At 59.9% G+C, this 23,413-nt stretch carries 26 protein-coding genes and 1 pseudogene; 11 read left to right on the top strand and 16 right to left on the bottom strand.

Annotation, left to right across the window (positions count from 1 at the left end):
* Nucleotides 1–7: 7 nt before the first annotated feature.
* The 6 genes from UIA24_RS01560 to UIA24_RS01535 form a co-directional block, all read right to left on the bottom strand.
* Nucleotides 8–247, bottom strand: a complete 240-nt coding sequence (locus UIA24_RS01560; protein ID WP_065760921.1) for a BolA family protein — start codon at nt 245–247, stop codon at nt 8–10.
* Between the two features lie 114 nt (nt 248–361).
* Entirely contained in the window at nt 362–667 is a 306-nt protein-coding gene (locus UIA24_RS01555; RefSeq protein WP_330522029.1) for an STAS domain-containing protein, read from the bottom strand.
* Entirely contained in the window at nt 664–1,317 is a 654-nt protein-coding gene (locus UIA24_RS01550; RefSeq protein WP_099773639.1) for an MlaC/ttg2D family ABC transporter substrate-binding protein, read from the bottom strand. The genes UIA24_RS01555 and UIA24_RS01550 overlap by 4 nt, the downstream gene beginning before the upstream one ends.
* Nucleotides 1,318–1,326: 9 nt before the next feature.
* Nucleotides 1,327–1,794, bottom strand: a complete 468-nt coding sequence (gene mlaD / locus UIA24_RS01545; RefSeq protein ID WP_065760924.1) for an outer membrane lipid asymmetry maintenance protein MlaD — start codon at nt 1,792–1,794, stop codon at nt 1,327–1,329.
* Nucleotides 1,794–2,591 carry a lipid asymmetry maintenance ABC transporter permease subunit MlaE gene (mlaE, locus tag UIA24_RS01540; protein WP_065760925.1) on the bottom strand — a complete coding sequence of 266 codons (798 nt, stop codon included), beginning with the start codon at nt 2,589–2,591 and terminating at the stop codon, nt 1,794–1,796. The genes mlaD and mlaE overlap by 1 nt, the downstream gene beginning before the upstream one ends.
* A complete protein-coding gene (locus UIA24_RS01535; protein WP_065760926.1) occupies nt 2,592–3,401 on the bottom strand; it encodes an ATP-binding cassette domain-containing protein in 810 nt (269 codons plus the stop codon).
* Between the two features lie 257 nt (nt 3,402–3,658).
* On the opposite strand from UIA24_RS01535, the gene UIA24_RS01530 reads away from it, so the two are divergent.
* From UIA24_RS01530 to UIA24_RS01485, 10 genes are all read left to right on the top strand, one after another.
* The gene (locus UIA24_RS01530; RefSeq protein ID WP_065760927.1) at nt 3,659–4,633 is read left to right on the top strand and encodes a KpsF/GutQ family sugar-phosphate isomerase; all 975 of its coding nucleotides are present in this window, start codon (nt 3,659–3,661) and stop codon (nt 4,631–4,633) included.
* On the top strand, nt 4,633–5,157 hold the full coding sequence (locus tag UIA24_RS01525) for a KdsC family phosphatase (RefSeq protein WP_330522028.1): 525 nt from the start codon (nt 4,633–4,635) through the stop codon (nt 5,155–5,157). Before UIA24_RS01530 ends, UIA24_RS01525 begins: the two co-directional genes overlap by 1 nt.
* 8 nt (nt 5,158–5,165) lie before the next feature.
* Nucleotides 5,166–5,738, top strand: a complete 573-nt coding sequence (gene lptC, locus UIA24_RS01520) for an LPS export ABC transporter periplasmic protein LptC (protein WP_065760929.1) — start codon at nt 5,166–5,168, stop codon at nt 5,736–5,738.
* Complete coding sequence (lptA, locus tag UIA24_RS01515; RefSeq protein WP_065760930.1) at nt 5,725–6,249, top strand: lipopolysaccharide transport periplasmic protein LptA; 525 nt, start codon at nt 5,725–5,727, stop codon at nt 6,247–6,249. The genes lptC and lptA overlap by 14 nt, the downstream gene beginning before the upstream one ends.
* Nucleotides 6,249–6,974: an LPS export ABC transporter ATP-binding protein gene (lptB, locus tag UIA24_RS01510; protein WP_065760931.1), complete on the top strand. Its 726-nt coding sequence runs from the start codon at nt 6,249–6,251 to the stop codon at nt 6,972–6,974. The genes lptA and lptB overlap by 1 nt, the downstream gene beginning before the upstream one ends.
* Before the next feature lie 179 nt (nt 6,975–7,153).
* Complete coding sequence (locus UIA24_RS01505; protein ID WP_065760932.1) at nt 7,154–8,647, top strand: RNA polymerase factor sigma-54; 1,494 nt, start codon at nt 7,154–7,156, stop codon at nt 8,645–8,647.
* Nucleotides 8,648–8,730: 83 nt separating this feature from the next.
* Nucleotides 8,731–9,039 carry a ribosome hibernation-promoting factor, HPF/YfiA family gene (gene hpf, locus UIA24_RS01500; RefSeq protein WP_065760933.1) on the top strand — a complete coding sequence of 103 codons (309 nt, stop codon included), beginning with the start codon at nt 8,731–8,733 and terminating at the stop codon, nt 9,037–9,039.
* A 12-nt stretch (nt 9,040–9,051) separates the two neighbouring features.
* A complete protein-coding gene (gene ptsN, locus UIA24_RS01495; RefSeq protein WP_330522026.1) occupies nt 9,052–9,516 on the top strand; it encodes a PTS IIA-like nitrogen regulatory protein PtsN in 465 nt (154 codons plus the stop codon).
* Between the two features lie 2 nt (nt 9,517–9,518).
* Nucleotides 9,519–10,373, top strand: coding sequence for an RNase adapter RapZ (gene rapZ / locus UIA24_RS01490; protein WP_099773637.1), 855 nt, complete (start codon nt 9,519–9,521; stop codon nt 10,371–10,373).
* An 18-nt stretch (nt 10,374–10,391) separates the two neighbouring features.
* The gene (locus UIA24_RS01485) at nt 10,392–10,664 is read left to right on the top strand and encodes an HPr family phosphocarrier protein (protein WP_065759401.1); all 273 of its coding nucleotides are present in this window, start codon (nt 10,392–10,394) and stop codon (nt 10,662–10,664) included.
* Between the two features lie 105 nt (nt 10,665–10,769).
* On the opposite strand, the pseudogene UIA24_RS01480 reads toward UIA24_RS01485, so the two are convergent.
* The 3 genes and pseudogenes from UIA24_RS01480 to pmbA all read right to left on the bottom strand — a co-directional run.
* Nucleotides 10,770–10,958, bottom strand: a pseudogene (locus tag UIA24_RS01480) (metallopeptidase TldD-related protein); the annotation flags it as partial.
* A 125-nt stretch (nt 10,959–11,083) separates the two neighbouring features.
* Nucleotides 11,084–11,251 carry a hypothetical protein gene (locus UIA24_RS01475; RefSeq protein ID WP_442962998.1) on the bottom strand — a complete coding sequence of 56 codons (168 nt, stop codon included), beginning with the start codon at nt 11,249–11,251 and terminating at the stop codon, nt 11,084–11,086.
* Between the two features lie 228 nt (nt 11,252–11,479).
* On the bottom strand, nt 11,480–12,826 hold the full coding sequence (gene pmbA / locus UIA24_RS01470) for a metalloprotease PmbA (RefSeq protein WP_065759398.1): 1,347 nt from the start codon (nt 12,824–12,826) through the stop codon (nt 11,480–11,482).
* 108 nt (nt 12,827–12,934) lie between these two features.
* On the opposite strand from pmbA, the gene yjgA reads away from it, so the two are divergent.
* The gene (yjgA, locus tag UIA24_RS01465; protein ID WP_065759397.1) at nt 12,935–13,459 is read left to right on the top strand and encodes a ribosome biogenesis factor YjgA; all 525 of its coding nucleotides are present in this window, start codon (nt 12,935–12,937) and stop codon (nt 13,457–13,459) included.
* Between the two features lie 42 nt (nt 13,460–13,501).
* On the opposite strand, the gene tldD is transcribed toward yjgA, so the two are convergent.
* From tldD to mreC, 7 genes are all read right to left on the bottom strand, one after another.
* A complete protein-coding gene (gene tldD, locus UIA24_RS01460; RefSeq protein ID WP_065759396.1) occupies nt 13,502–14,941 on the bottom strand; it encodes a metalloprotease TldD in 1,440 nt (479 codons plus the stop codon).
* 2 nt (nt 14,942–14,943) lie between these two features.
* Nucleotides 14,944–15,795: a carbon-nitrogen hydrolase family protein gene (locus tag UIA24_RS01455; protein WP_330522024.1), complete on the bottom strand. Its 852-nt coding sequence runs from the start codon at nt 15,793–15,795 to the stop codon at nt 14,944–14,946.
* Nucleotides 15,795–19,610, bottom strand: coding sequence for a YhdP family protein (locus UIA24_RS01450; RefSeq protein ID WP_330522023.1), 3,816 nt, complete (start codon nt 19,608–19,610; stop codon nt 15,795–15,797). Before UIA24_RS01450 ends, UIA24_RS01455 begins: the two co-directional genes overlap by 1 nt.
* A gap of 88 nt (nt 19,611–19,698) precedes the next feature.
* Nucleotides 19,699–21,156 carry a ribonuclease G gene (gene rng / locus UIA24_RS01445; RefSeq protein WP_065759393.1) on the bottom strand — a complete coding sequence of 486 codons (1,458 nt, stop codon included), beginning with the start codon at nt 21,154–21,156 and terminating at the stop codon, nt 19,699–19,701.
* An 85-nt stretch (nt 21,157–21,241) separates the two neighbouring features.
* Nucleotides 21,242–21,847, bottom strand: coding sequence for a Maf family protein (locus UIA24_RS01440; protein WP_330522021.1), 606 nt, complete (start codon nt 21,845–21,847; stop codon nt 21,242–21,244).
* Nucleotides 21,848–21,881: 34 nt separating this feature from the next.
* Complete coding sequence (gene mreD / locus UIA24_RS01435; RefSeq protein WP_099773634.1) at nt 21,882–22,370, bottom strand: rod shape-determining protein MreD; 489 nt, start codon at nt 22,368–22,370, stop codon at nt 21,882–21,884.
* Nucleotides 22,370–23,410: a rod shape-determining protein MreC gene (mreC, locus tag UIA24_RS01430; protein WP_371918256.1), complete on the bottom strand. Its 1,041-nt coding sequence runs from the start codon at nt 23,408–23,410 to the stop codon at nt 22,370–22,372. Before mreC ends, mreD begins: the two co-directional genes overlap by 1 nt.
* Nucleotides 23,411–23,413: the final 3 nt, after the last annotated feature.

The raw sequence follows: 23,413 nt of genomic DNA, 5'->3' as shown, positions 1-23,413 counted from the left end.
AATTGGCTCAGGTGCGCTCAGCCCAGGCTGCGCTGCTGAAAAATTTCATGGTTACCGCATGGATGCTGCCATCGGCGATCCACGGGTTCAGGTGAGCATAGATCGCTTGCTGACGTTTGACCGGGCTCAGGGCCGCCAACTCGTCGCTGATCAGATTCAACTGGAAGTTGCAGCCTTCGCCTTCAACTTCGACCCGGGTTCCCGGCAACTTTTCTTCAAGGAAGCTCTTAACTTCTACGGCCTGCATGCTCAACCTCAATCGGCGCCCTGTGCGCGCGGGTCGGCCATCATACAAAAAAGCCCCTCGCCTGCGAACCCCGTAAACGAGGACTCTGACCGAGGGGCCGCTAGACGGGGCCGATTATCGGCCCGCCAACAGTTCGGAGAGGCCATAGACCTCGGCGATTTCGCGCATGTCCTGGGGCATTGCGCGCACTTCGACGGTTTTCCCGCTTGCACTGGCATCACGCATGAAAGCCAGTAACAGGGAAAGGCCTACACTGCTCGACTTCTCCACCGCAGAGCAGTCGAGCACCAGCGCGGGCGCCTTCTCGGAAGCAATCAGCACCTTACCTTCCTTGCGCAAGGTCGGGCCCGTGCGGTAATCCAGAACACCCGAAAGGTTCAGGACACCGGCCTCACCCCACTGAACAGAGGCACTGCTCATTGCGTCTGCTTCTCGGTGGACTGCTCCGCCGTTTCCTTGGCCTTGGCGACTTCGCCAGCCCAACCATCGATGGTTTTGTCCAGGTTGTTACCGTTGCGCTGCATGGCATCGGCAAACTGGTCACGGAACAACTTGCCGATGTTGATGCCATTGACGATCACATTGCGCACTTTCCAGACGCCATCGATTTTCTCCAGCGTGTAGGAAACCGGATAGATCGCGCCGTTGTTACCCGTGACCTTCATGTCAACGCTGGTCCGAGTACCGCTTTCATCCTTGGCCGGGCTGACCGTAATACCCTGGTTGTTGTACTCCAGCAGTGCGTTGCCGTAGAACTGCATCAAGCTACGCTTGAAGTTCTCCTGAAAGCGCGTCATCTGCTCAGGCGTGGCCTTGCGCGAATACTTAACGGTCATGATGCTGCGCGAGATGCCATCGGCATCCACTACCGGCCCCAGGATACGGTTGAGGGCGTCGTAGAAGGCGCTTGGGTTGGCCTTGTACTGCTCTTTATTCGACTTCAGGTCGGACAGCAGTTCATTGGTCGTGCCCTGGATAAGGTCATGAGCCGACGGGGCCACTGCCGCGCCCGCAAACATTGGCAGTGCCGCCAGCAACACCAGCAGGCCGCGTCGCAGAATAGAGATCATAGAAACTCCTTATTTGGCTTCTTTGCCAACACTGTTGAGCAGGAACTTGCCGATCAGGTCCTCAAGCACCAATGACGACTGGGTGTCATGGATGACGCCGCCATCCTTCAACACCGTCTCATCGCCACCGACACTGATACCCACGTACTTTTCACCCAGCAACCCCGCGGTCAGGATCGATGCCGTGGAGTCCGAAGGCAGATTGTCCAGGCGTTTTTCCAGTTCCATGGTCACGCGACCGGTGAAGCTGTCGCGGTCGAGGTCGATGGCCGTGACCCGACCGATGGTGACACCGGCCATGGTCACTTTGGATCTGACCGTCAAACCGGCGATATTGTCGAAGTTGGCATAAAGTTTATAGGTATCGCTGCTCGGGCTGGCAGACAGGCCGCTGACACGCAGTGCCAGCAGAAGCAGCGCCAGGATCCCGGCCAGGAGGAACAGGCCGACACCGATTTCCAGGGTGCGGTTTTGCATCAGAAATCTCCAAACATCAAGGCGGTCAGAATAAAGTCCAGACCCAGGACTGCCAACGAGGCATAGACCACGGTCTTGGTAGTGGCACGGCTGATCCCCTCTGAGGTGGGCTCACAGTCATAGCCTTGGAATACGGCGATCCAGGTGACGACAAAGGCAAATACCAGGCTCTTGATGATCCCGTTAAGCACATCATCGGTGAAGGACACACTGTTTTGCATGTTGGACCAGAAAGAGCCTTCATAGACCCCCAGCCAGTCAACCGCGACCCAGGACCCACCCCAGATACCCACCACACTGAAAATCATTGCCAGCAGCGGCAGGGAAATGAAGCCTGCCCACAGGCGTGGGGCAACGATGTACTTGAGCGGATCGACACCGATCATCTCAAGACTGGACAGTTGCTCGGTGGACTTCATGTTGCCGATTTCAGCGGTCAATGCAGAACCGGCCCGCCCGGCGAACAGCAGCGCGGTCACCACCGGGCCAAGCTCACGCAGCAAGGTCAAGGCAATCATCTGCCCTACTGCCTGTTCCGAGCCATAGCTGCTCAGGATATTGAAGCCCTGCAACGACAGCACCATGCCGATGAAAATACCGGAAACCACGATGATCGCCAGCGACAACACGCCGACCGAGTAGAGCTGCTTGATCAGCAACTGAAAGCTGCCGCCAATACCGCCACGCCCAATCAACGCATGTAACAGGAACAGCCAGGAGCGACCCAGCACGGCGAGCACATCAATGGCCGAGCGACCGAAAAGACGAATACGCTCAAGTAACGATTTTCTGCGCATCTAACGCTTCCCCAGCAAATCGGCGCGGTAGTCAGGCGCAGGAAAATGGAAGGGCACCGGGCCGTCCGGATCGCCTTTCATGAACTGACGGATACGGGGGTTATCGGAGCTCATCAGCTCCTGCGGCGTACCTTGCCCCAATACCTGCCCATCACCCACCACATAGAGGTAGTCGGCAATGCTGGCGGTTTCCGCCAGGTCATGCGAAACGACGATACTGGTGATACCCAGGGCATCGTTGAGCAGGCGGATCAAGCGTACCAACACGCCCATTGCGATCGGATCCTGACCAACGAAGGGTTCGTCGTACATGAGGATTTGCGGGTCCAGGGCAATTGCACGGGCCAGCGCCACACGGCGCTTCATGCCGCCTGACAGCTCGTCGGGCATCAGCTCGAAGGCACCGCGCAAGCCCACCGCCTGCAACTTCATCAGCACGATGTCGCGAATCATCTCATCAGACAATTGCGTATGAACGCGCAGGGGAAAGGCGACGTTCTCGAACACGTCGAGATCCGTGAACAGGGCGCCACTCTGGAACAGCACGCCCATCTGCTTGCGTGCATCGAACAGGTCGCTTCGTGACAGGGTCGGCAAATTCTGCCCCGCCACCCAGACTTCGCCGCTGGCCGGTCGCAGCTGCGCACCAATCAGCCGCAGCAGCGTGGTCTTGCCACACCCGGATGGCCCCATGATGCCGGTGACCTTGCCTCGGGGAATGCGTATATCGACATTATTGAAGATACTGCGCGAACCGCGCTTGAAGGTTACGCCCTTCAACTCGACCGCGTAGGCGTTATCAACGCTCATCTAAACTCCTTGCGATGCAGCCTTCTCACTCAGACGTCCACCTCCTTCATGGAGGCACGCACGCCCTGAGCGGGCCGAACTGGCGGCGAACTATAGCACCGCAGAAAGGGCCGCCCCAAGGCCATCGCAGCGCTTGCGCAGACTTCCTTGAGCCAAAAATGAACGACTGACACGCCACTGACAGCGATTCGCAGGTGAGGCTTTCGCGCATTCCCGCTATAATCGCCGCCTTTTCATCAGGCAATCCGATTTTCCACATGAGCCAATCCAGCGACCTGATCCAATCCGCACAACGCACCATCCGCCTCGAACTTGAAGCGGTAGAAGGCCTGCTTGCCCATATCGACGCTGATTTCGTCAAGGCCTGCGAGCTGATCCAGGCCAGCAAAGGCCGGGTCGTGGTAGTCGGCATGGGCAAGTCGGGGCACATCGGCAACAAGATCGCCGCAACCCTGGCCAGTACCGGCACACCGGCGTTCTTTGTCCACCCTGCCGAAGCCAGCCATGGCGACATGGGCATGATCACTCGTGACGATATCATCCTGGCGTTGTCGAACTCCGGTTCAACCGCTGAAATCGTGACCCTGCTGCCGCTGATCAAACGCCTGGGCATTCAACTCATCAGCCTCACCGGCAACCCGGATTCGCCACTGGCCAAAGCCGCCGAAGTCAACCTTGACGCCCGTGTGCAACAGGAAGCCTGCCCGCTTAACCTGGCGCCAACCTCCTCGACCACCGCAGCCCTGGTGCTGGGCGATGCACTGGCCATTGCCCTGCTTGAAGCGCGAGGCTTCACCGCAGAGGACTTCGCGTTCTCGCACCCCGGCGGCGCACTGGGCCGACGCCTGCTGCTGAAAGTCGAAAACGTCATGCACGCCGGCGCCGAGCTGCCCCAGGTTGCCCGCGGCACCCTGCTCAAGGATGCCCTGATGGAAATGACCCGCAAGGGCCTGGGCATGACCGTGGTACTGGAAGCCGACGGCCGTCTGGCCGGGATCTTCACTGACGGCGACCTGCGCCGCACGCTCGACCGCAACATCGACCTGCACAAGGCGCGAATCGAAGACGTGATGACACCGCACGGCAAAACCGCCCGCGCCGAAATGCTCGCCGCCGAGGCCTTGAAAATCATGGAAGACCACAAGATCAACGCCCTGGTCGTCGTAGACACGGACGATCACCCGGTAGGCGCACTGAACATGCACGACCTGCTGCGTGCGGGAGTAATGTAATGCAAACCGATCTGCTGCAGCGCGGCAAGGCCATCAAACTGGCCATTTTTGATGTTGATGGCGTCCTCACCGACGGTCGCCTGTATTTCCTCGAAGATGGCAGCGAGTTCAAGACCTTCAACACCCTGGACGGTCAAGGCATCAAAATGCTCATGGCCTCGGGTGTGACCACCGCGATCATCAGCGGTCGCAAGACACCGGTGGTCGAACGCCGAGCGAAAAACCTCGGCATCCCGCACCTGTACCAAGGGCGTGAAGATAAATTGGTCGTACTGGACGAACTTCTCGGCCAGCTAGGCCTAGACTATGAACAGGTTGCCTACCTGGGCGACGATCTACCGGACCTGCCCGTCATCCGCCGGGTTGGCTTGGGCATGGCCGTGGCCAACGCCGCGGCCTTCGTACGCGAACACGCTGATGGCGTTACCCTCGCACGCGGTGGCGAAGGTGCCGCTCGCGAATTCTGCGAGTTGATCCTGCGAGCCCAAGGCAACCTCGATGCGGCAAACGCCAACTATCTGTAGGGCGACACATGTTCAGCAATAAAATCCGCAACATTGCGCTGCTCGGGGCGATCGCCGTCCTGCTGGCGGCGGTTGGCTACTGGAAGGTCGGCCCCGATACTTTCCTCGAGAAACCGGTGGCCACTGTCGACAAAGGCGCCATCGACTATTACGCCACCAATGCCCACAGCGTTCAGTTTCTACCTGACGGCAAGCTGCAATACGACATGACGGCAGACAAGGTCGAGCACCTGCAGGCCAGCGAGATCACCCTGCTGACCACGCCCGACCTGCACATGTACCGCGGCACCGCCTACCCTTGGCACGTTCAGAGCGAACGCGGCGAGGTCAACCCGGACGGTACCGAAGTCGAGCTGATTGACTCGGTACGGGTTGCCCGCACCGATGAACAGAACCGCGAAACCATTATTACCACGACCCGCATGACGGTATTCCCACAGAAGCAATATGCTCAAACCGATCAAGCCGTTAGAATCGACGGCGCCGGTGGAACCACTACGGGCAAGGGAATGAAAGCGTATTTGAAAGACGGCAGGATGGACCTGCTGTCCAACGTAAGAGGACAGTATGAGGCTCGTTAAAACCCTCCCCTTTTTGCTCAGCCTGAGCGCAGCACTGGGAAGCGCGAGCGCCTTGGCCCTGCCGAACGACCGCGACCAGCCAATCCGCATCCAGGCCGATAACGCCCAACTGGACGACAAGAAAGGCATTGCCACCTACACCGGCGACGTGATCATCACCCAAGGCTCGATGATGATCAAAGGCAACACCGTGACCATCACCCGCTCCGCTTCCGGCGATATCGACGTGGTCACTTCGGTGGGCAACCTGGCGTATTTCGAGCAGCAACAAAGCGCTGCAAAGCCGGACAAGATGCAAGGCTATGCCGTGCAGATCCAATATCAGGCATTGAAAGACCTGGTGGTTCTGACTGACCGGGCCAAGGTGATCAACGAAGGCAACACCACCGAAGGCGAGAAAATCGTCTACAACACCAAGTCTCAGGTCGCCACCGCCGGCCGCGGCAGCAACATTACCGCACCGCGCCCACGCATCGACATGGTGATCCAGCCGAAGAAGAAGGCCGAGTAATGGCAACCCTCAAAGCCCAGCACCTGGCCAAGAGCTACAAGAGTCGACAAGTCGTACGTGACGTCAGCCTGTCAATCGACAGCGGCCAGATCGTCGGCCTGCTCGGCCCTAACGGCGCCGGCAAGACAACGTGCTTCTACATGATTGTCGGCCTGGTACAGGCCGACCAGGGCCGCGTGCTCATCGACGACCTGGATGTCAGCCACCAGCCGATGCACGGTCGTGCACGCGCTGGGATTGGCTACCTGCCCCAGGAAGCCTCGATCTTCCGCAAGTTGTCGGTGGCCGACAACATCATGGCGATCCTGGAAACACGCAAGGAGCTGGACGCCGCAGGGCGTCGCAAGGAACTGGAAAGCCTGCTGCAGGAGTTTCACATCAGCCACATCCGCGACAACCTCGGCATGAGCCTTTCCGGTGGTGAACGTCGCCGTGTGGAGATCGCCCGCGCACTGGCGACTGCACCGAAATTCATCCTGCTCGACGAACCGTTTGCCGGTGTCGACCCGATCTCGGTCGGCGACATCAAGCAGATCATCCACCACCTGAAAGCCAAAGGCATTGGCGTTCTGATCACCGACCACAACGTCCGTGAAACACTGGATATCTGCGAAACCGCTTACATCGTCAACGATGGTCGCCTAATCGCCGAAGGTGATGCAGAAACCATCCTGGCCAACGAACTGGTGAAAGAGGTTTACCTCGGCCACGAGTTCCGCCTGTAAGCCCGAGGTGCGAGGCACCGCCAGAGCGCTGACGATCCGCCCAAATACCGGCTTATTTGTTACAGCGCTCTAGGCAAACACCTCGGTTTCAGGCATATAATTTGCTTAAAGAAGGCGCTTCGGCGCCCTTGTAGTGGATGGCGCATGTGCGCCGGCGAATAAGGTGTTAAGCCCCTGCCATGAAACCATCGCTCGTCCTAAGAATGGGCCAGCAACTGACGATGACACCGCAGTTGCAACAGGCCATCCGTCTGCTCCAGCTTTCCACACTGGACCTGCAGCAGGAAATCCAGGAAGCCCTGGAATCCAACCCGATGCTCGAACGCCAGGAAGATGGCGACGACTTCGATAACAGCGACCCGATGGCGGATAACGCCGAATCCAAGCCGACCTCGGAATCCCAGGAAACCAGCTTCCAGGAAACCGCCACTCCCGTGGAAAGCCTTGAGGAAGGTGAGTGGAACGAGCGTATTCCCAATGAGCTGCCGGTAGACACCGCCTGGGAAGATATCTATCAAACCAGCGCCAGCAGCCTTCCCAGCAACGATGACGACGAGTGGGACTTCACCACCCGCACCTCGGCGGGTGAAAGCCTGCAGAGCCACCTGCTGTGGCAATTGAACCTGGCGCCAATGTCGGATACCGACCGACTGATTGCCGTCACCCTGATCGACTGCATCAACAACCAGGGCTATCTCGACGAAACCCTGGAAGAAGTCTGTGAGTCCTTCGACCCGGAACTCGATATCGAACTGGACGAAGTGGAAGCCGTCCTGCACCGCATCCAGCAATTCGAGCCTGCCGGTATAGGCGCCCGCAACCTGAGCGAATGCCTGTTGTTGCAGTTGCGTCAGATGCCGGCACAAACACCCTGGATGACTGAAGCGCAACGACTGGTCAGCGACTACATCGACCTGCTCGGCAGCCGCGACTACAGCCAGCTGATGCGCCGCATGAAGCTCAAGGAAGACGAGCTGCGCCAGGTGATCGAACTGGTACAAAGCCTGAACCCACGCCCCGGCTCACAGATCGAGTCCAGTGAACCCGAATACGTGGTGCCTGACGTGATCGTGCGCAAGGACAGCGATCGCTGGCTGGTTGAACTGAACCAGGAAGCCGTCCCACGCCTGCGCGTCAATCCACAGTACGCAGGCTTTGTACGCCGCGCCGATACCAGCGCAGACAACACCTTCATGCGCAATCAGCTTCAGGAAGCCCGCTGGTTCATCAAGAGCCTGCAAAGCCGCAACGAAACGCTGATGAAGGTTGCCACCCAGATCGTCGAACACCAGCGCGGATTCCTCGACCACGGTGACGAGGCCATGAAGCCGCTGGTACTGCACGACATCGCCGAAGCGGTGGGCATGCACGAGTCGACCATATCCCGGGTGACCACGCAAAAGTACATGCATACCCCGCGTGGCATTTACGAACTGAAGTACTTTTTCTCCAGCCATGTCAGCACCTCCGAAGGCGGAGAATGCTCGTCCACGGCGATTCGCGCGATCATCAAAAAACTGGTTGCAGCGGAAAATCAGAAAAAGCCATTGAGTGACAGCAAGATCGCTGGTTTACTGGAGGCACAAGGCATCCAGGTAGCACGACGCACCGTCGCCAAGTACCGCGAGTCGCTCGGCATTGCACCGTCGAGTGAACGCAAGCGACTGATGTAACGCACCTGAGGTGTGCCACCGCAATTCAAGTGGCAGGCGCAATACCTGCCTCTTTATGCACCGGCAACAAAAGGAGAAGCTGTATGCAAGTCAACATCAGTGGACACCAAGTAGAAGTCACCGAAGCGCTGCGCACTTATATCGGGGAAAAACTCGAGCGTGTTGAGCGTCACTTCGACAAGATCACCAATGTGCAGGTCATTCTGGAGGTCGAGAAACTGAAACAGAAAATCGAGGCCACCCTGCGCATCCCTGGCGGCGAAGTCGTCGCCAATGCCGAGCATGAAGACATGTATGCCGCGATCGACCTGCTTGCCGACAAGCTCGACCGCCAACTGAAAAAACACAAGGAAAAACAGCAGGCCTTGCTGCAAGGTGCAGCCGCTCGCTGATCCCCCCCACTCATGATCCGACTTGAAGATATCCTGACCCCCGGCCGTTCACTTGTGAACGTGCCGGGCGGCAGTAAAAAACGCGTACTCGAACACATTGCCAACCTGATTGACCGGGAAGTACCGGATCTGGAAATGCAAGATGTCTTCGAGAGCCTGATTGCCCGCGAAAAACTGGGTTCAACCGGTTTCGGCAACGGTATCGCCATTCCACACTGCCGCCTCAGTGGCTGCACCGCACCGATCAGTGCGCTGCTCCACCTGGATGCCCCCATAGATTACGACGCCATCGATGGTGCTCCCGTAGACCTGCTGTTCGTACTGCTGGTTCCGGAAGCCGCCACCGACGAGCACCTGGAGCTGCTGCGCCAGATCGCCAGCATGCTTGACCGCAAGGACGTTCGCGAAAAACTGCGTGCGGCCAGCGATAGCCAGTCCCTGTATCAGGTCGTACTGGATGTACAGAACGGGCACTGAACATGCGTTTGATCATCGTCAGCGGCCGGTCCGGCTCAGGTAAAAGCACTGCCCTCGATGTGCTCGAGGACAATGGCTACTATTGCATCGACAACCTTCCGGCCGGCTTGCTGCCGCAGCTTGCCGAAAGTGCGCTGATCAATACCGAACTGATGCAACCCAAGGTTGCCGTGTCCATTGATGCACGCAACCTGCCAAGCCATCTCTCCCGGTTCCCGGAACTGCTTGAAGATGCACGCAACCGGCATATCCAATGCGACGTGCTGTATCTGGACGCCGATGAAGAAACCCTGCTCAAGCGCTTCTCGGAAACCCGTCGCCGTCACCCGCTGACCAACGCTCAGCGCTCGCTGGCTGAGGCCATCCGGGTCGAGACCGAACTGCTGGGTCCTATTTCCGATCTGGCCGACCTGAAGATCGACACCACCAACCTGAACCTGTACCAGCTCAAAGACTCGATCAAGCTTCGCCTGCTCAATCAGCCAGAGCCGGGTACTGCGTTCCTGGTCGAATCATTCGGCTTCAAGCGTGGAATGCCCGTAGACGCTGACGTGGTGTTCGATGTGCGCTGCCTGCCCAACCCCTACTGGAAGCCAGAACTGCGGGATCACTCCGGGCTTGAGCAACCGGTAATCGACTACCTGGCCGCCCAGCCGGATGTCGAAGACATGTTCCAGGATATCTCCGGGTATCTTCTCAAATGGCTACCCCGCTTTGCCGCCAGCAACCGTGCGTATGTCACCATTGCCATCGGTTGTACCGGTGGTCATCATCGCTCGGTCTATCTGACCGAACGCCTGGGTCAGTTGCTGCAGCAATCGCTGAAGAACGTCCAGGTCCGCCACCGCGACCTCTAGCCACAGGACTCTTGTGCGATGCCTGCTCTTGAAATAACCATCATCAACAAGCTGGGCCTGCATGCCCGCGCAGCCGCCAAGTTCGTTGGCGTTGCAGGCCGTTTTCCTTGCCAGGTACGAATTGGCCGTGCACCGGACAAACTGGTCGATGGCAAGAGCATCATGGCCGTGATGATGCTCGCAGCAGGCAAAGGTACCCAGGTACACCTGCACACCGAAGGTGAAGACGACACAGAGGCACTCAACGCACTGGTTGAGCTGATCAACAATCGCTTTGACGAAGGCGAGTAACGCACAAGCATTCTACTGCCCCCCTTGTCGCACACAGCCGCGTGCCCTTCTGGTAGCCCAACACCAAGCCGAGCTACCAGACGTAGGATCCACTACGACAGTTGCTCAATCACTCACGATATCCAGTTGTTCAATCAGAAGCGAGCGCCCCAATGAGCGTCCAACGGGCTCGCGATCACGGCCTACAGCAACGATTTGCTTGAACAGTGCGTTCATATTGCCCGAGACAGTAAACGGGTTCAGCGCATGCTGCACCTCGCCATGCTCAATCCAGAAACCAATGCCGCGCATGGAGAACTCACCGCTTCATCAGGCGAGAATCCCTCATTCAGGTCGATGCTCACCTCAGCCTTGCACTGACCAACGTAGACTGCCAGCCCAAGCCAAGCTGTAGCGTCGGTGTACAGGGGTCCACGTGATCACCTGCCACCCGGCTGCACACGGTGTGCCGTACGCAGCGCAAGCGCTTCACAGGCATCGGCACCTTGTGCGCGAGCCTCAGCAAGCAGCACTTCGACATGCGCCTTCAAGTCGGGCAGATTTTCAGGCCCTACAGCCTCCGGCGCCTTGTTCACATCATTCATCATTGGGAAATCCTTTTCTTGAGCCAGGTAAAGTGAGGCCTGCGCAGCGCTAACGCGCACGTTCGCCGGGCAAGCGATACGTTCAAGAAGGACGAACAGCGAAGAAGGGCTTACGCCACGACAGTACGAGAGTCCGTTTCAGTGTTCGTATCCTTATCGAACGACAGAACGGACTCTACGCCTGCAAACAGATGACCTGATCCTACATAGTTATGGCCAGGCCCAAGGGAATCAGCTACCAGCGACCGTCATTTTCTCGATCAGTACGGAGCCAGTGTGGATATTGCTGCGGGTTTCCAGATCATTACCGATTGCAACGATTTGCTGGAACATGTCTTTCATATTGCCGGCGATCGTCACCTCCTGAACCGCAAACTGGATCTCACCGTTCTCCACCCAGAAACCTGCCGCGCCACGGGAGTAATCGCCTGTCACCATATTCAGGCCATGCCCCATCAGTTCAGTGACCAACAGGCCGCGCCCCATGCGACGTAACAGTGCAGCCTGATCTTCATCACCATGGGTGACAAACAGGTTGTGCACACCACCGGCGTTGGCGGTGCTCGGCATGCCCAGTTTGCGCCCGGAATAAGTGCCCAGAACATAAGACACCAACTCACCGTTTTTGACGAATGGCTTGGCATAGGTTGCCAGCCCATCACCATCGAAGGCCGCACTGCCCAAGGCACGCTGCAGGTGCGGACGCTCATCCAGGGTCAGCCAATTCGGGAACAACTGCTGGCCCATAGCGCCATCGAGGAACGACGATTTGCGGTACAGGTTTCCACCGGAGATCGCCGACAGGAAGCTGCTGAACAGCCCACCGGCCAGTTCCGCCGAGAACAGCACCGGCACCTCGCAGGTGGGTACCGGGCGCGCGCCCAGACGGCTGGCAGCACGCTGCGCAGCGCGCCGGCCAATGCTCTGCGGGTCGGCCAGCAACTCGCCCTGACGATTGACGTCATACCAGTAGTCGCGCTGCATCTGCCCATCGCCCTCGGCGATCATCACGCAACTCAAGCTGTGACGCGTCGAGGCATAACCGCCGATGAAACCATGGCTGTTGCCGTAGACGCGGCAGCCCTGATGGGTATTGAGGGTGGTGCCATCAGCATTCTTGATCCGTGGATCGGCCTCGAATGCCGCCGCCTCGCAGGCCAAGGCCTTCTCGATGGCCTGTTCCGGAGTGATGTCCCAGGCATGGTAAAGATCGAAGTCCGGCAAATCGCGAGCCATCAACGCGGCATCAGCCAGCCCGGCGCAATCGTCTTCGGAGGTGTGCTTGGCAATCGCCAGTGCGGCAGCAACGGTTTCACGAATCGCCTCACTGCCGCTGGCCGAGGTGCTGGCCGAACCTTTGCGCTGACCAACGTACAAGGTGATACCAAAGCCTTGGTCACGGTTGAACTCAACCGTCTCTACTTCACGTTGACGCACCGAGGTCGACAGCCCCTGCTCCAGCGAAACGGCTACTTCGCAGGCACTGGCGCCTTGGCGCCGGGCCTCGGCAATGATCTGCTCGACCTGCTCCTGCAGTGCCGGCAGGGCTTGCGGACCTACGCTCTGGACTGAACTCATGGTCTTCTCCACTCAAAATCTGCTCTCGGCACGGGTCAACTCACGACCGGGCCGGACAAGCGGCCCCCGACTGGTTATCATGGCGGCGTTTCCACGCGGACTGCCACCATGGTTGATTCTTACGACGATGCCTTCGACGAAGGCGAAAAAAGCAAAACCCAGATCAAGCGCGAGCTGCATGCGCTGGTCGACCTCGGCGAGCGCCTTACAACGCTCAAGCCGGACACCCTGGCACGCCTGCCGCTGACCGACGCCCTGCGCCGGGCCTTGGCCGATGCCAGCAAACACACCGCACACATTGCCCGTAAACGCCATTTGTCGTTCATCGGCAAATTGATGCGCGATCAGGACATCGAGGCCATTCTTGCGCTGCTGGACCAACTCGATGCCTCCACTCGCCAGTACAACGAACGATTCCACAACCTTGAACGCTGGCGCGACCGTCTGATCGGCGGCACCGACGAAGACCTCGAGCGTTTCGTCAACGAATACGCCGAAGCGGATCGCCAGCAGCTGCGCTCGCTGATCCGTCAGGCCCAGCATGAGCTGGCGCGCAACAAGCCGCCAACTGCCAGCCGCAAGATCTTCAAGTACATCCGCGACCTCGACGAAACCCAGCGCGGCCTGCGCTGATCTTCGTAGCCGAGCCGGCACCCTGCCGGCTCGACCTTTTCGTCATGCGCCCGTGCCACCCACGGTGATCGCATCGATCTTCAGCGTCGGCTGACCAACGCCCACAGGCACCGATTGCCCATCCTTGCCACACGTGCCAACACCACTGTCCAGCGACAGGTCGTTACCGACCATCGACACACGGCTCATGGCCTCCGGCCCGTTACCGATCAGGGTCGCCCCCTTCACCGGCGTGGTGATTTTGCCGTCCTCGATGAGGTAGGCCTCACTGGTGGAAAACACGAACTTGCCACTGGTGATATCTACCTGCCCGCCGCCAAGGTTTGCGCAGTACAGGCCACGCTTCACCGAAGCGATGATTTCAGCCGGGTCGCTGTCGCCGGCGCGCATGTAGGTGTTGGTCATGCGCGGCATCGGCAAGTGTGCATAGGACTCACGCCGACCGTTACCGGTGCGCGCCATCCCCATCAAGCGGGCATTGAGCTTGTCCTGCATGTAGCCTTTGAGGATGCCGTTCTCGATCAAGGTGGTGCATTCGGTGGGGGTACCTTCGTCATCGACGCTCAGCGAGCCGCGGCGCCCTTCCAGGGTACCGTCGTCGACAATGGTGCAGAGACTGGACGCGACCTGCTCCCCCAAACGACCGCTATAGGCCGAGCTGCCCTTGCGGTTGAAATCACCCTCAAGACCATGGCCGACCGCTTCATGGAGCAACACCCCTGACCAGCCCGGGCCGAGAACCACAGGCAATGTCCCGGCCGGCGCCGGAACCGCCTCAAGGTTGACCAAGGCCTGACGCAATGCCTCGCGGGCATAGCCCATGACACGCTCATCGGTGAAGAAGCGGTAGTCAGTGCGCCCGCCGCCGCCGTGGCCGCCGCGTTCACGGCGACCATTCTGCTCGACGATCACGCTGACGTTGAAACGCACCAGCGGTCGCACATCGGCAGCCAGGCTACCGTCGGCGGCCGCGACCAGGATGCGCTCCCAGACGCCGGCCATGCTGACACTGACCTGCTGGATACGTGGGTCCAACTTGCGGGTTGCCGCATCGACACGCTTGAGCAGCTCGACCTTCTCGGCACGGCTGATGACCTCAAGTGGATTGTCCGGCGAGTACAACTGCACCACGTCCTGGCTTTTGAACGCCTGAACGCTGCCGTTCTGTCCAGCTCGGGAAATTGAGCGGGCAGCACGAGCCGCCGAGCTCAAGGCCTCAAGGTTGATCGCATTGCTGTAGGCGAAACCGGTTTTTTCACCGGATTGGGCACGAACACCTACCCCCTGATCGAGGTTGAAGCTGCCCTCTTTGACAATGCCGTCCTCCAGTGCCCACGACTCGGAAATCTGCCCCTGAAAGTAAAGGTCGGCGGCATCGATACCGGGCCCGGCCAGCTCACCGAGCACCGACTGCAGGCTGTCCAGGGTAAGACCACCTGGCGCCAGCAGGTGCTCACTGACGGTGGATAACAACTCGCTCATAGTCACTCCGAGGTGTGCGCAGGCCGCAAGGCGTCCTGCGAAAAAAAGCGCCGGTGCAAGGCCACCGGCATCCGCGCCCGGATGGACGCCTGTTCGCTGCTGTCGCGTTCGGCCAGCAGCACGGCTTCGCCGGTGTCCTGTTCGGCGACGATGCGCCCCCATGGATCGACGATCGCCGCATGACCAAAGGTTTCCCGTGGACCGGGATGAGTGCCGCCCTGAGCCGCAGCCAACACATAGCACTGCGTTTCAATAGCCCGGGCACGTATCAGCACTTCCCAGTGTGCGGCACCGGTTACCGCGGTAAACGCCGCCGGCGCACTGATCAATTCAGCCCCCGCTTCGCGCAAGGCGCTATAGAGCTCCGGAAAGCGCAGGTCATAGCAAACACTGAGCCCCAGACGGCCAACCGGCGTGTCGGCCACGACCACCCGACTTCCATGGGCATAATCATCGGACTCACGATAACGGCCACGGTTGTCGGCCACATCGACATCGAACAGGTGCAGCTTGTCGTAGCGCGCCACCTGCTGCCCCTGATCGTCGATCAGCAACGAACAGGCATGGGCTTTCGCGTCGGGCTGCCCGACCGGCGGCAAAGGCACGGTTCCGCCCACAATCCATAACCTGAGGTCACGTGCCGTCTGTTTCAACCACGGCAGGATTGGCCCCTCGCCAAGCGCTTCGGCTCGGCCGATTGCGGCACTGTCACGACGCCCCATGGCCGCAAAGTTTTCTGGCAAGACTGCCAGCCGCGCACCGCCATGGGCTGCACGCTCAAGCAATGCGTGGGCCTGGGCCAGGTTGCCAGCAATATCGCTCTGGCTGACCATCTGAATCACGGCTGCTTTCATCAACGGTTCTTCTCGAAAGGTTTGATAAAGCTAATCTTAGGCTCTTTCCACGGGCCTTCGACGCGATAGTGCACGCTGGCATAACGTGCCACCCGGTCCCCCAGCAGGCGGTCAACCAGGAACAGGGCACCGCCAATGGCCGGCGCACCGACAATCAACGCCGCCAATGGCAGGTTGTTGGTCACCGGCAAGGTCACCAGCAGGTTGGCATCGATCTGGTCTCGAACCATGTCCAGTGTGCCATCCAGCTCCAGATTACTTGAGGGCCCCGTCACGGTGATCGGTTCACGCGTCACGTAGACGCCCTCACTGGCGACCAACAAGCCTTTGACCCGGTCATAACTCAGGCCTTTGCCAAGCAGGTCGGAGAAGTCCAGGCGCAAGCGACGGCCAATCGAGTTGAAGTTCAGCAGACCAAACACCCGCAGCGCCTGAGCACCACCTTCCACCTCGACAAACTGGCCTTTGCGTAGCGAGGCATCAAGGCTGCCGGAAAACCGCTTGAGGCCAACCCAGGCGGGCGAGCCTGGCCAGCGGCCGTCGGCGTCCAGACGAAAATCCCGACTGGTCACGGTCGGTGCGAACTTCCAGGCCTTGAGCACATCTGCCACGTCCTTGCCTTCCAGACGGCCCTTGTACCAACTACTGCTCGCCCCCGGCACACCCTCCCAGCCAGCGTTGCCATCAATCATCAAGCCTTTGAGATTGAGGTCCAGATCCTTCAGCGCTACGCCCTTGGCCGTGGGCCGCAGCTTCAGCGACCAACTGCCCAACAGATCGTCACCCAGGAACAACTTGCCGATGGTCAGGTCGACTGCAGGAATTTTGCGCGGATCGACAGTAGCCAAGGGGTCCGGGGCATCCGGGGCCGTAACCTCAGCGGGATCAGCCGACGGCAGATGAATGGTCTGCAAATTAAGGGTGATCGGTTGTGCCTGGTTATCCGGCAGGCGCGCATTACCTATGACCTCCTTGCTGTCCAGGCGCACGCCCCAACTGTCATTGCTACGGTTGACACGAACCACCGCCTGGTTGAGGTCAAGACCGAATACCTTGACCTGCCCAATGCTCACATCGGCACTCTGGAGGGCTTGCCGGGCACTGCCGCCTGGATCGTTTCCGGCATAACGTTCCAGCTGTTTCTGCCAAAGCGCCACGTCCAGCTCGGCCAGCTTGCCACTCAACCGCACGCCCTGGGCAGAGGGCAACTGGGCATTGCCTTCGCCAAACAACAGTTCGCCGCGCCCTTGGCCGGGCTTGCCCACCGGCGATGCGTACACCAGGTTGGCAAGGTCTGCGTAATCAACATCGTAACGGCGCTCAGGGCCTTGCAGGTTCATCCGAAACTGGCTGTTACGCACCTCGCCTGCGGATTTGCCAAACGGTGCAGGCAGGTCGATTGCCAGCCCCTTGAGCGTGGAATTGATCGTCAGTTGATTGCTGCGGCTACCCAAGGCTACCTGCAACTCGTAGGGCAGTTCGCCAGACAGCGGCAAGGCTTGGTTGAACTGCAGCCAGTCGGTCAGCGCCTTGAGCCCGATCTGCCCCTTGGCAGCGAGGCGGGTCTGCAACTGACCGGGCTTGCCTTCCGCGAAAATCTGCGCAGTGAACGGCTTGTCGAACGCCCGGGCCGTAATGCCCTGACCGCTCAGGCCCTTGTCATAATCAAATCGAAAATCGCCCTTGAGCTGGCTCAATTCCAGCGCCGGCTCACGGATCTTGAGGCGTGCATCAGCCGTACTGAAGTCCACCAGCACCTTGGGCTGTTGCCCCTTCACCAGTGGAACATCGAGCTTGAGCTTGCCCACCAGGCTGCCCTCGCCCTCCCAACCGGCAAAGGTCGGCCCGGTGCCAATAGGTGCCTCCTGGAGAATCTTCAGACCATCGCCAAGCCCGCCGGAAAATTCGCCATCAAGGTACAAGTGGCTTTGCTCGCCACTGTCCACATGGGGAATATCGACTATCACGTTGCTGACCTGGGTATTGAGCAGCTCCCCACTGCGGGCCTTTACCCGCACCCCGGCATCGTCGATGAACACGTCGCCGTCGACGTTGTGCACCGTCGGCCAGCCAGGCTGAAAATCGAGGGCCGCATCATGCACCTTGAAAAACAGGCTGATGCTCCGGGCCTCAGGGGATGCCCCGTGGTTCAGCGAGCCCTGGTACTGAAAATAGCCCTCATCGACCGCACCCTTGAGAATTGCCGTGCGCAGCCACTCATCCAATGCGGGGCTCAAGACTGCCGGCAGGTACTTGCCAGTGTAACGACCGTCACCCTCGACCAGACCGACACGCAGGTCCATGTAGTCCTCAAGCGCAGGGTCGAAGAGCAGACGAATCAGGAAATCGCCAGCGATCTTGCCTTCCTCTCCCAGCACCTTGAGGTAAGGCGCAATGAGGGTGAAGCCGTCCTGATCCAGACGCCAGGTCAAGCGTGCATTGGCTTTCTGGTAATGCCAGGGTTTGGCGAAGATAGGATCGAGATGCAGCATGAATGCATCGGTATCAAGGCGTAGCTCACCCTGACCAAGGTCACCACTGATGCTGCCACTGACGTTTCCTGCCGCCGGTGCACCGTGGTAGGCCGAAAACCCCACCCGGTCGAGGTTGGCTGCAAAGCTCAGGCGCTGATCGCCACTGGCCTTGGGTCGAATATCCAGCCGCACGTTGCGCAAGCCACCGGTCACCTTGAGACCATCAACCACGGCCATCAGAGTGTCCGGCAGCGGAGCCAGGGCATCGATCAACGGCGTGAGCGGGGCAAGGTCCAGGCGATCGGCCTGCACCTCCCAGGTTTCTTCGGTTTTCTCGGTGGCCGCCAACTGGCGCAACTGGATACGAGATTCCCAGCGGGTTTCGCCCAGGCTCATCGCCAGGGAGTCTACGGCCACTTCGAAGCCCTGCTCGCTACGTTGGAACCAGGCGTTGAGGGCCAGGTTATCCAGGGCGATGGCTTTGCGCCCGGTATAGGCACCGCGCAACCGCGGCGCGTTCATGCGCACCACCGCACTGCTCACCGCACCGTTCGACCAGTTGAGCCAGACCTCGCCGCCACTACGCAACTGCTCGGCCTTCCACTGTCCCAGCCATTTCGGCGGTATCCACTTGGCCCAGTCACTCTGCGGCAGGCTCAGGTACGCCTCTAGTTGCGCCTCACGCCATTGAGCCGGGCGAATCCGGCTGCGCAGGCTCAAGGCCAGCGGCTGGCCGTCGGGCAGGGTCGCACGCGCATCAAGACGCTGGCGCACACTGCCGGTCTGTAGCCCGAGGCTGACATAGGTAAGGGTTGTCGGGTCACGCTGGAACGGCTCAAGGGTCACCTGGCTGTCGAACAGGGAAACCTTCGAGACCACCTGAAGTTGGGTCAGCACCTGCTCAGGGTCGAGTGATTGCGCTTGCGTGACGGGCAAACCCTTCAGCGCCCAACGGCCATTCTCATCTTCATGCAGGCTCACCTGCAGGCCACCCAACTCGATCTGGGCAATGCGTAGCTGACGCTCCATCAAGCTGGCCCAAAGGTCTGGCACTACCCTGACCGCATCCAGGCGCAAGGCGTTGGGGCCATCACCCAGCTGCACATCACGCACCAGCAACACCGGCGCCAACCCATTCCAGCGTCCCTCCAGGGCGCCGATATGGACAGGCATGCCCAAGGCCTGCTCGGCCTTGTCCTGAGCGTCATTCCGGTATTCAGCCACCAACGGCACCAACTGCCGCCCAAGGCTTACGTAAAGTGCGACAAGCACTGTCAGCAGGGCGCACCCGCCCAAGCCCCAGCGAGTCAATGCGATCAGAACGCGCGTCAGACGTTCCATGTCGATGTCTCCCCGAGTCGAACTTTAACTATGGCCCGGACTACCGGCTTTGCCAGCAGCCACAGCTCAAATGAACAACAAAAGCGAATCAGAGCAGCACCACATCGTATTGTTCCTGGGAATACATCGACTCGACCTGGAAGCGAATCGTTCGCCCGATGAACGCCTCAAGTTCGGCAACATTGCCAGACTCCTCGTCCAGCAACCGGTCCACCACCTTCTGGTTGGCCAGCACTCTATAGCCTTCAGCCTGATAGGCGCGGGCCTCGCGAAGGATTTCCCGGAAAATCTCGTAACAGATTGTCTCGGGTGTTTTCAGCTTGCCGCGACCATGGCAACTGATGCAGGGCTCGCAGAGCACCTGCTCGAGGCTTTCACGGGTGCGCTTGCGGGTCATCTGCACCAGGCCCAACTCGGTGATACCAATGATGTTGGTCTTGGCATGATCACGTTCGAGCTGCTTCTCCAGCGTACGCAATACCTGGCGCTGATGCTCTTCGTCTTCCATGTCGATGAAGTCGATGATGATGATCCCGCCAATGTTGCGCAGGCGCAGTTGCCTGGCAATCGCGGTTGCCGCCTCCAGGTTGGTCTTGAAGATGGTCTCTTCAAGGTTGCGATGCCCGACGAAAGCCCCGGTGTTCACATCGATCGTGGTCATCGCTTCAGCCGGGTCGACCACCAGATAACCACCGGACTTGAGCGGCACCTTGCGGTCCAGCGCACGCTGGATTTCGTCCTCGACGCCATAAAGGTCGAAAATCGGACGCTCACCCGGGTAATGCTCCAGCCGGTCGGCGATTTCCGGCATCAGCTCGGCGACGAACTGCGTTGTTTTCTGGAACGTTTCCCGAGAGTCGATGCGGATCTTCTCGATTTTCGGGTTGACCAGGTCGCGCAGGGTACGCAAGGCCAGGCCCAGATCCTCATAAATGACGGTCGGCGCCCCCACAGTCTTGATCTGATTGCCAATCTGCTCCCAGAGCCTACGCAGATAGCGAATGTCCATGAGGATTTCATCGGCGCCCGCGCCTTCGGCAGCCGTGCGCAGGATGAAACCACCGGCATCCTTGATATTTTCCTGGGCCACGCAGTCACTGACCACCTGTTTGAGACGCTCACGCTCGGCTTCGTCTTCGATTTTCAGGGAAATACCGACATGGCTGGTGCGTGGCATGTAAACCAGATAACGCGAAGGAATCGAAAGCTGTGTGGTCAGGCGAGCGCCCTTTGAACCGATGGGGTCCTTGGTCACCTGCACCACCAGGCTCTGACCTTCATGCACCAAGGCACTGATGGTCTCGACTGCCGGCCCTTCACGCAGGGAGATTTCCGACGCATGGATGAACGCTGCGCGCTCCAGGCCAATATCGACAAAAGCCGCCTGCATACCCGGCAGGACACGCACCACCTTGCCCTTGTAGATGTTGCCGACAATCCCGCGGCGCTGGGTACGCTCGACATGCACCTCTTGCAGGACACCGTTTTCCACCACCGCCACGCGTGATTCCATCGGCGTGATATTGATCAGAATCTCTTCACTCATGGCTGGCTCTCGTCAAAGGTGTTCAGGTAATGATGGCTCGCTCATGGAAGGCTGGCGAGCGCTGGCAGCTTCAGTGCATCCTCGCTCAACAGGCCTGGAGGCGTTGCCAGCAAGGAATGCCGAACCGCGCCAGCAGTTCGGCCGTTTCACAAAGCGGCAAGCCGACAACGGCTGAATAACTACCACTCAGGCCCTTCACGAACACGGCCCCCAGGCCCTGGATTGCGTAAGAGCCGGCCTTGTCATGCGGCTCGCCACTCTCCCAGTAAGCCTGCGCTTCGGCCGGGCTGATCGAGCGAAACGCAACGCGGCTGCTCACAGACAGGCTCTCGCAACGGGAACCGTCGGTAATGGCAACAGCGGTCAACACCTCATGCTCGCGCCCGGAAAGCGCAGCGAGCATCGCCAGGGCTTCGGCACGGTCCTGCGGTTTACCTAAAATCTGCCCATCCAGAACCACAGCGGTATCAGCCCCCAAGACCGCCAAGGGCGCGCGCGCCTCCGTGGCGGCGAGCATTGCCAGCCCGGCCAATGCCTTGCCACGCGCCAGACGCTCGACATAAGCACAGGCAGACTCATCGGCCAGGGGGGTTTCATCGATGGAGGCACTGATGACCGTGAATGGCACACCAATCTGGGTCAACAGTTCACGACGGCGTGGCGAACCAGAGGCCAGGTAAAGCGGAGTCATCTTGACGTCTCCCTGTCAACGGCGGGCAGTGGAATCAGTGGATGCCGAGTCGGCGGCGCAAGCCTTGCAAGGCGTAGCTGATCCAGGGCCAGAGCAAGGCACTGACAACGGCAGGCCAGAGCAAGGCGAGGGTCGGCTGGCGGTTACCGGTCAGGGCGCTTAGCCACAGTTGGACCAACTGCGCCAGGCCAAAGATCACCAGCACCACCAGGCTCTGTTGCCACATGGGGAACATGCGCAACCGCTGCTGCAGCGACAGGATCAGGAAGCTGATCAAGGTCAGCACCAACGCGTTCTGCCCCAACAGGGTCCCACACAGCACATCGGATGCCAGGCCGAGCACAAAGGCCGTAGTCATTCCGACCTTGTGCGGCAGCGTCAGCGTCCAGAACACCAGCAACAACGCCAGCCACAAGGGGCGCAGGTGATCGGAGCCCTCTGGCATGGGGGCAACGCTCAACAGTATGCCGATCACGAAGCTCAGCCAAATGACCCAGCCGTTTCTGCTTCGGGTACTAACCATTAGTGTCTCTCCCGGGAGTTGACCGGCGCAGCACCCGCGCCATGGGCCGGGGCAGTTGCCGCGGGAGCAGGTGCAGCAGGCGCTGCAACAGGTGCCGTGGCAGCAGGCGTGGCCGGCGCGGGCGCAACCGTGGCCGGGGCATCACCTGGCACGGCGAGCTTCTGCCGGTCCGCGGCTTCCTGGGCCTGGGCCGCTTCGGTGGCGCGCTGTTCAGGAGAACGACTGTCACTGAACACCAACAGCATGTAGCGGCTGCGATTGAGAGCCGCCGTTGGTACCGCACGGACAATAGCGAAGGGCTGGCCTGAGTCGTGAATGACTTCCTTGACCGTGGCCACCGGATAACCCGCCGGGAACCGCTGCCCGAGGCCAGAGCTGACCAGCAGGTCGCCCTCCTTGATGTCGGCGGTATCGGCAACATGACGCAGCTCAAGGCGCTCCGGGTTGCCGGTGCCGCTGGCAATGGCGCGCAAGCCATTGCGGTTGACCTGCACGGGAATGCTATGGGTGGTATCGGTGAGCAGCAGCACACGGGACGTGTAAGGCATCAGTTCGACCACCTGCCCCATCAGGCCGCGAGCATCGAGCACAGGCTGCCCCAGAACGACGCCATCACGCTCGCCCTTGTTGATCAGGATACGGTGGGTGAACGGGTTCGGATCGATACCGATCAGCTCGGCGACCTCGACCTTTTCGTTAACCAATGCCGAGGAATTGAGCAGCTCGCGCAAACGCACGTTCTGTTCCGTCAGGGCAGCCAGCTTCTGCAGGCGACCTTGCAGTAGCAGCGCCTCGGTCTTGAGTTTCTCGTTCTCGGCCATCAATTCGGCACGGCTGCCGAACTGGTTGGAGATGCCCTGCCAGAACTGCTCCGGCAGGTTGGTAACCCAGTAGGCCTTGATCAGTACCCGCGACATTTGCTGGCGCACCGGCTGCAACACCGAAAAGCGCGCGTCGACCACCATCAGGGCGACCGAAAGCACCACCAGCACGAGCAAGCGAACACCCAGTGAAGGGCCTTTGGCGAAAAGCGGTTTAATGGG

Origin of the sequence: Pseudomonas sp. AL 58 (assembly GCF_036348395.1) — a bacterium.
Taxonomy (GTDB): Bacteria; Pseudomonadota; Gammaproteobacteria; order Pseudomonadales; family Pseudomonadaceae; genus Aquipseudomonas; species Aquipseudomonas defluvii.
Note: the sequence above shows the minus strand (reverse complement) of the source record. Positions and strands in the feature narration are given on the sequence as shown.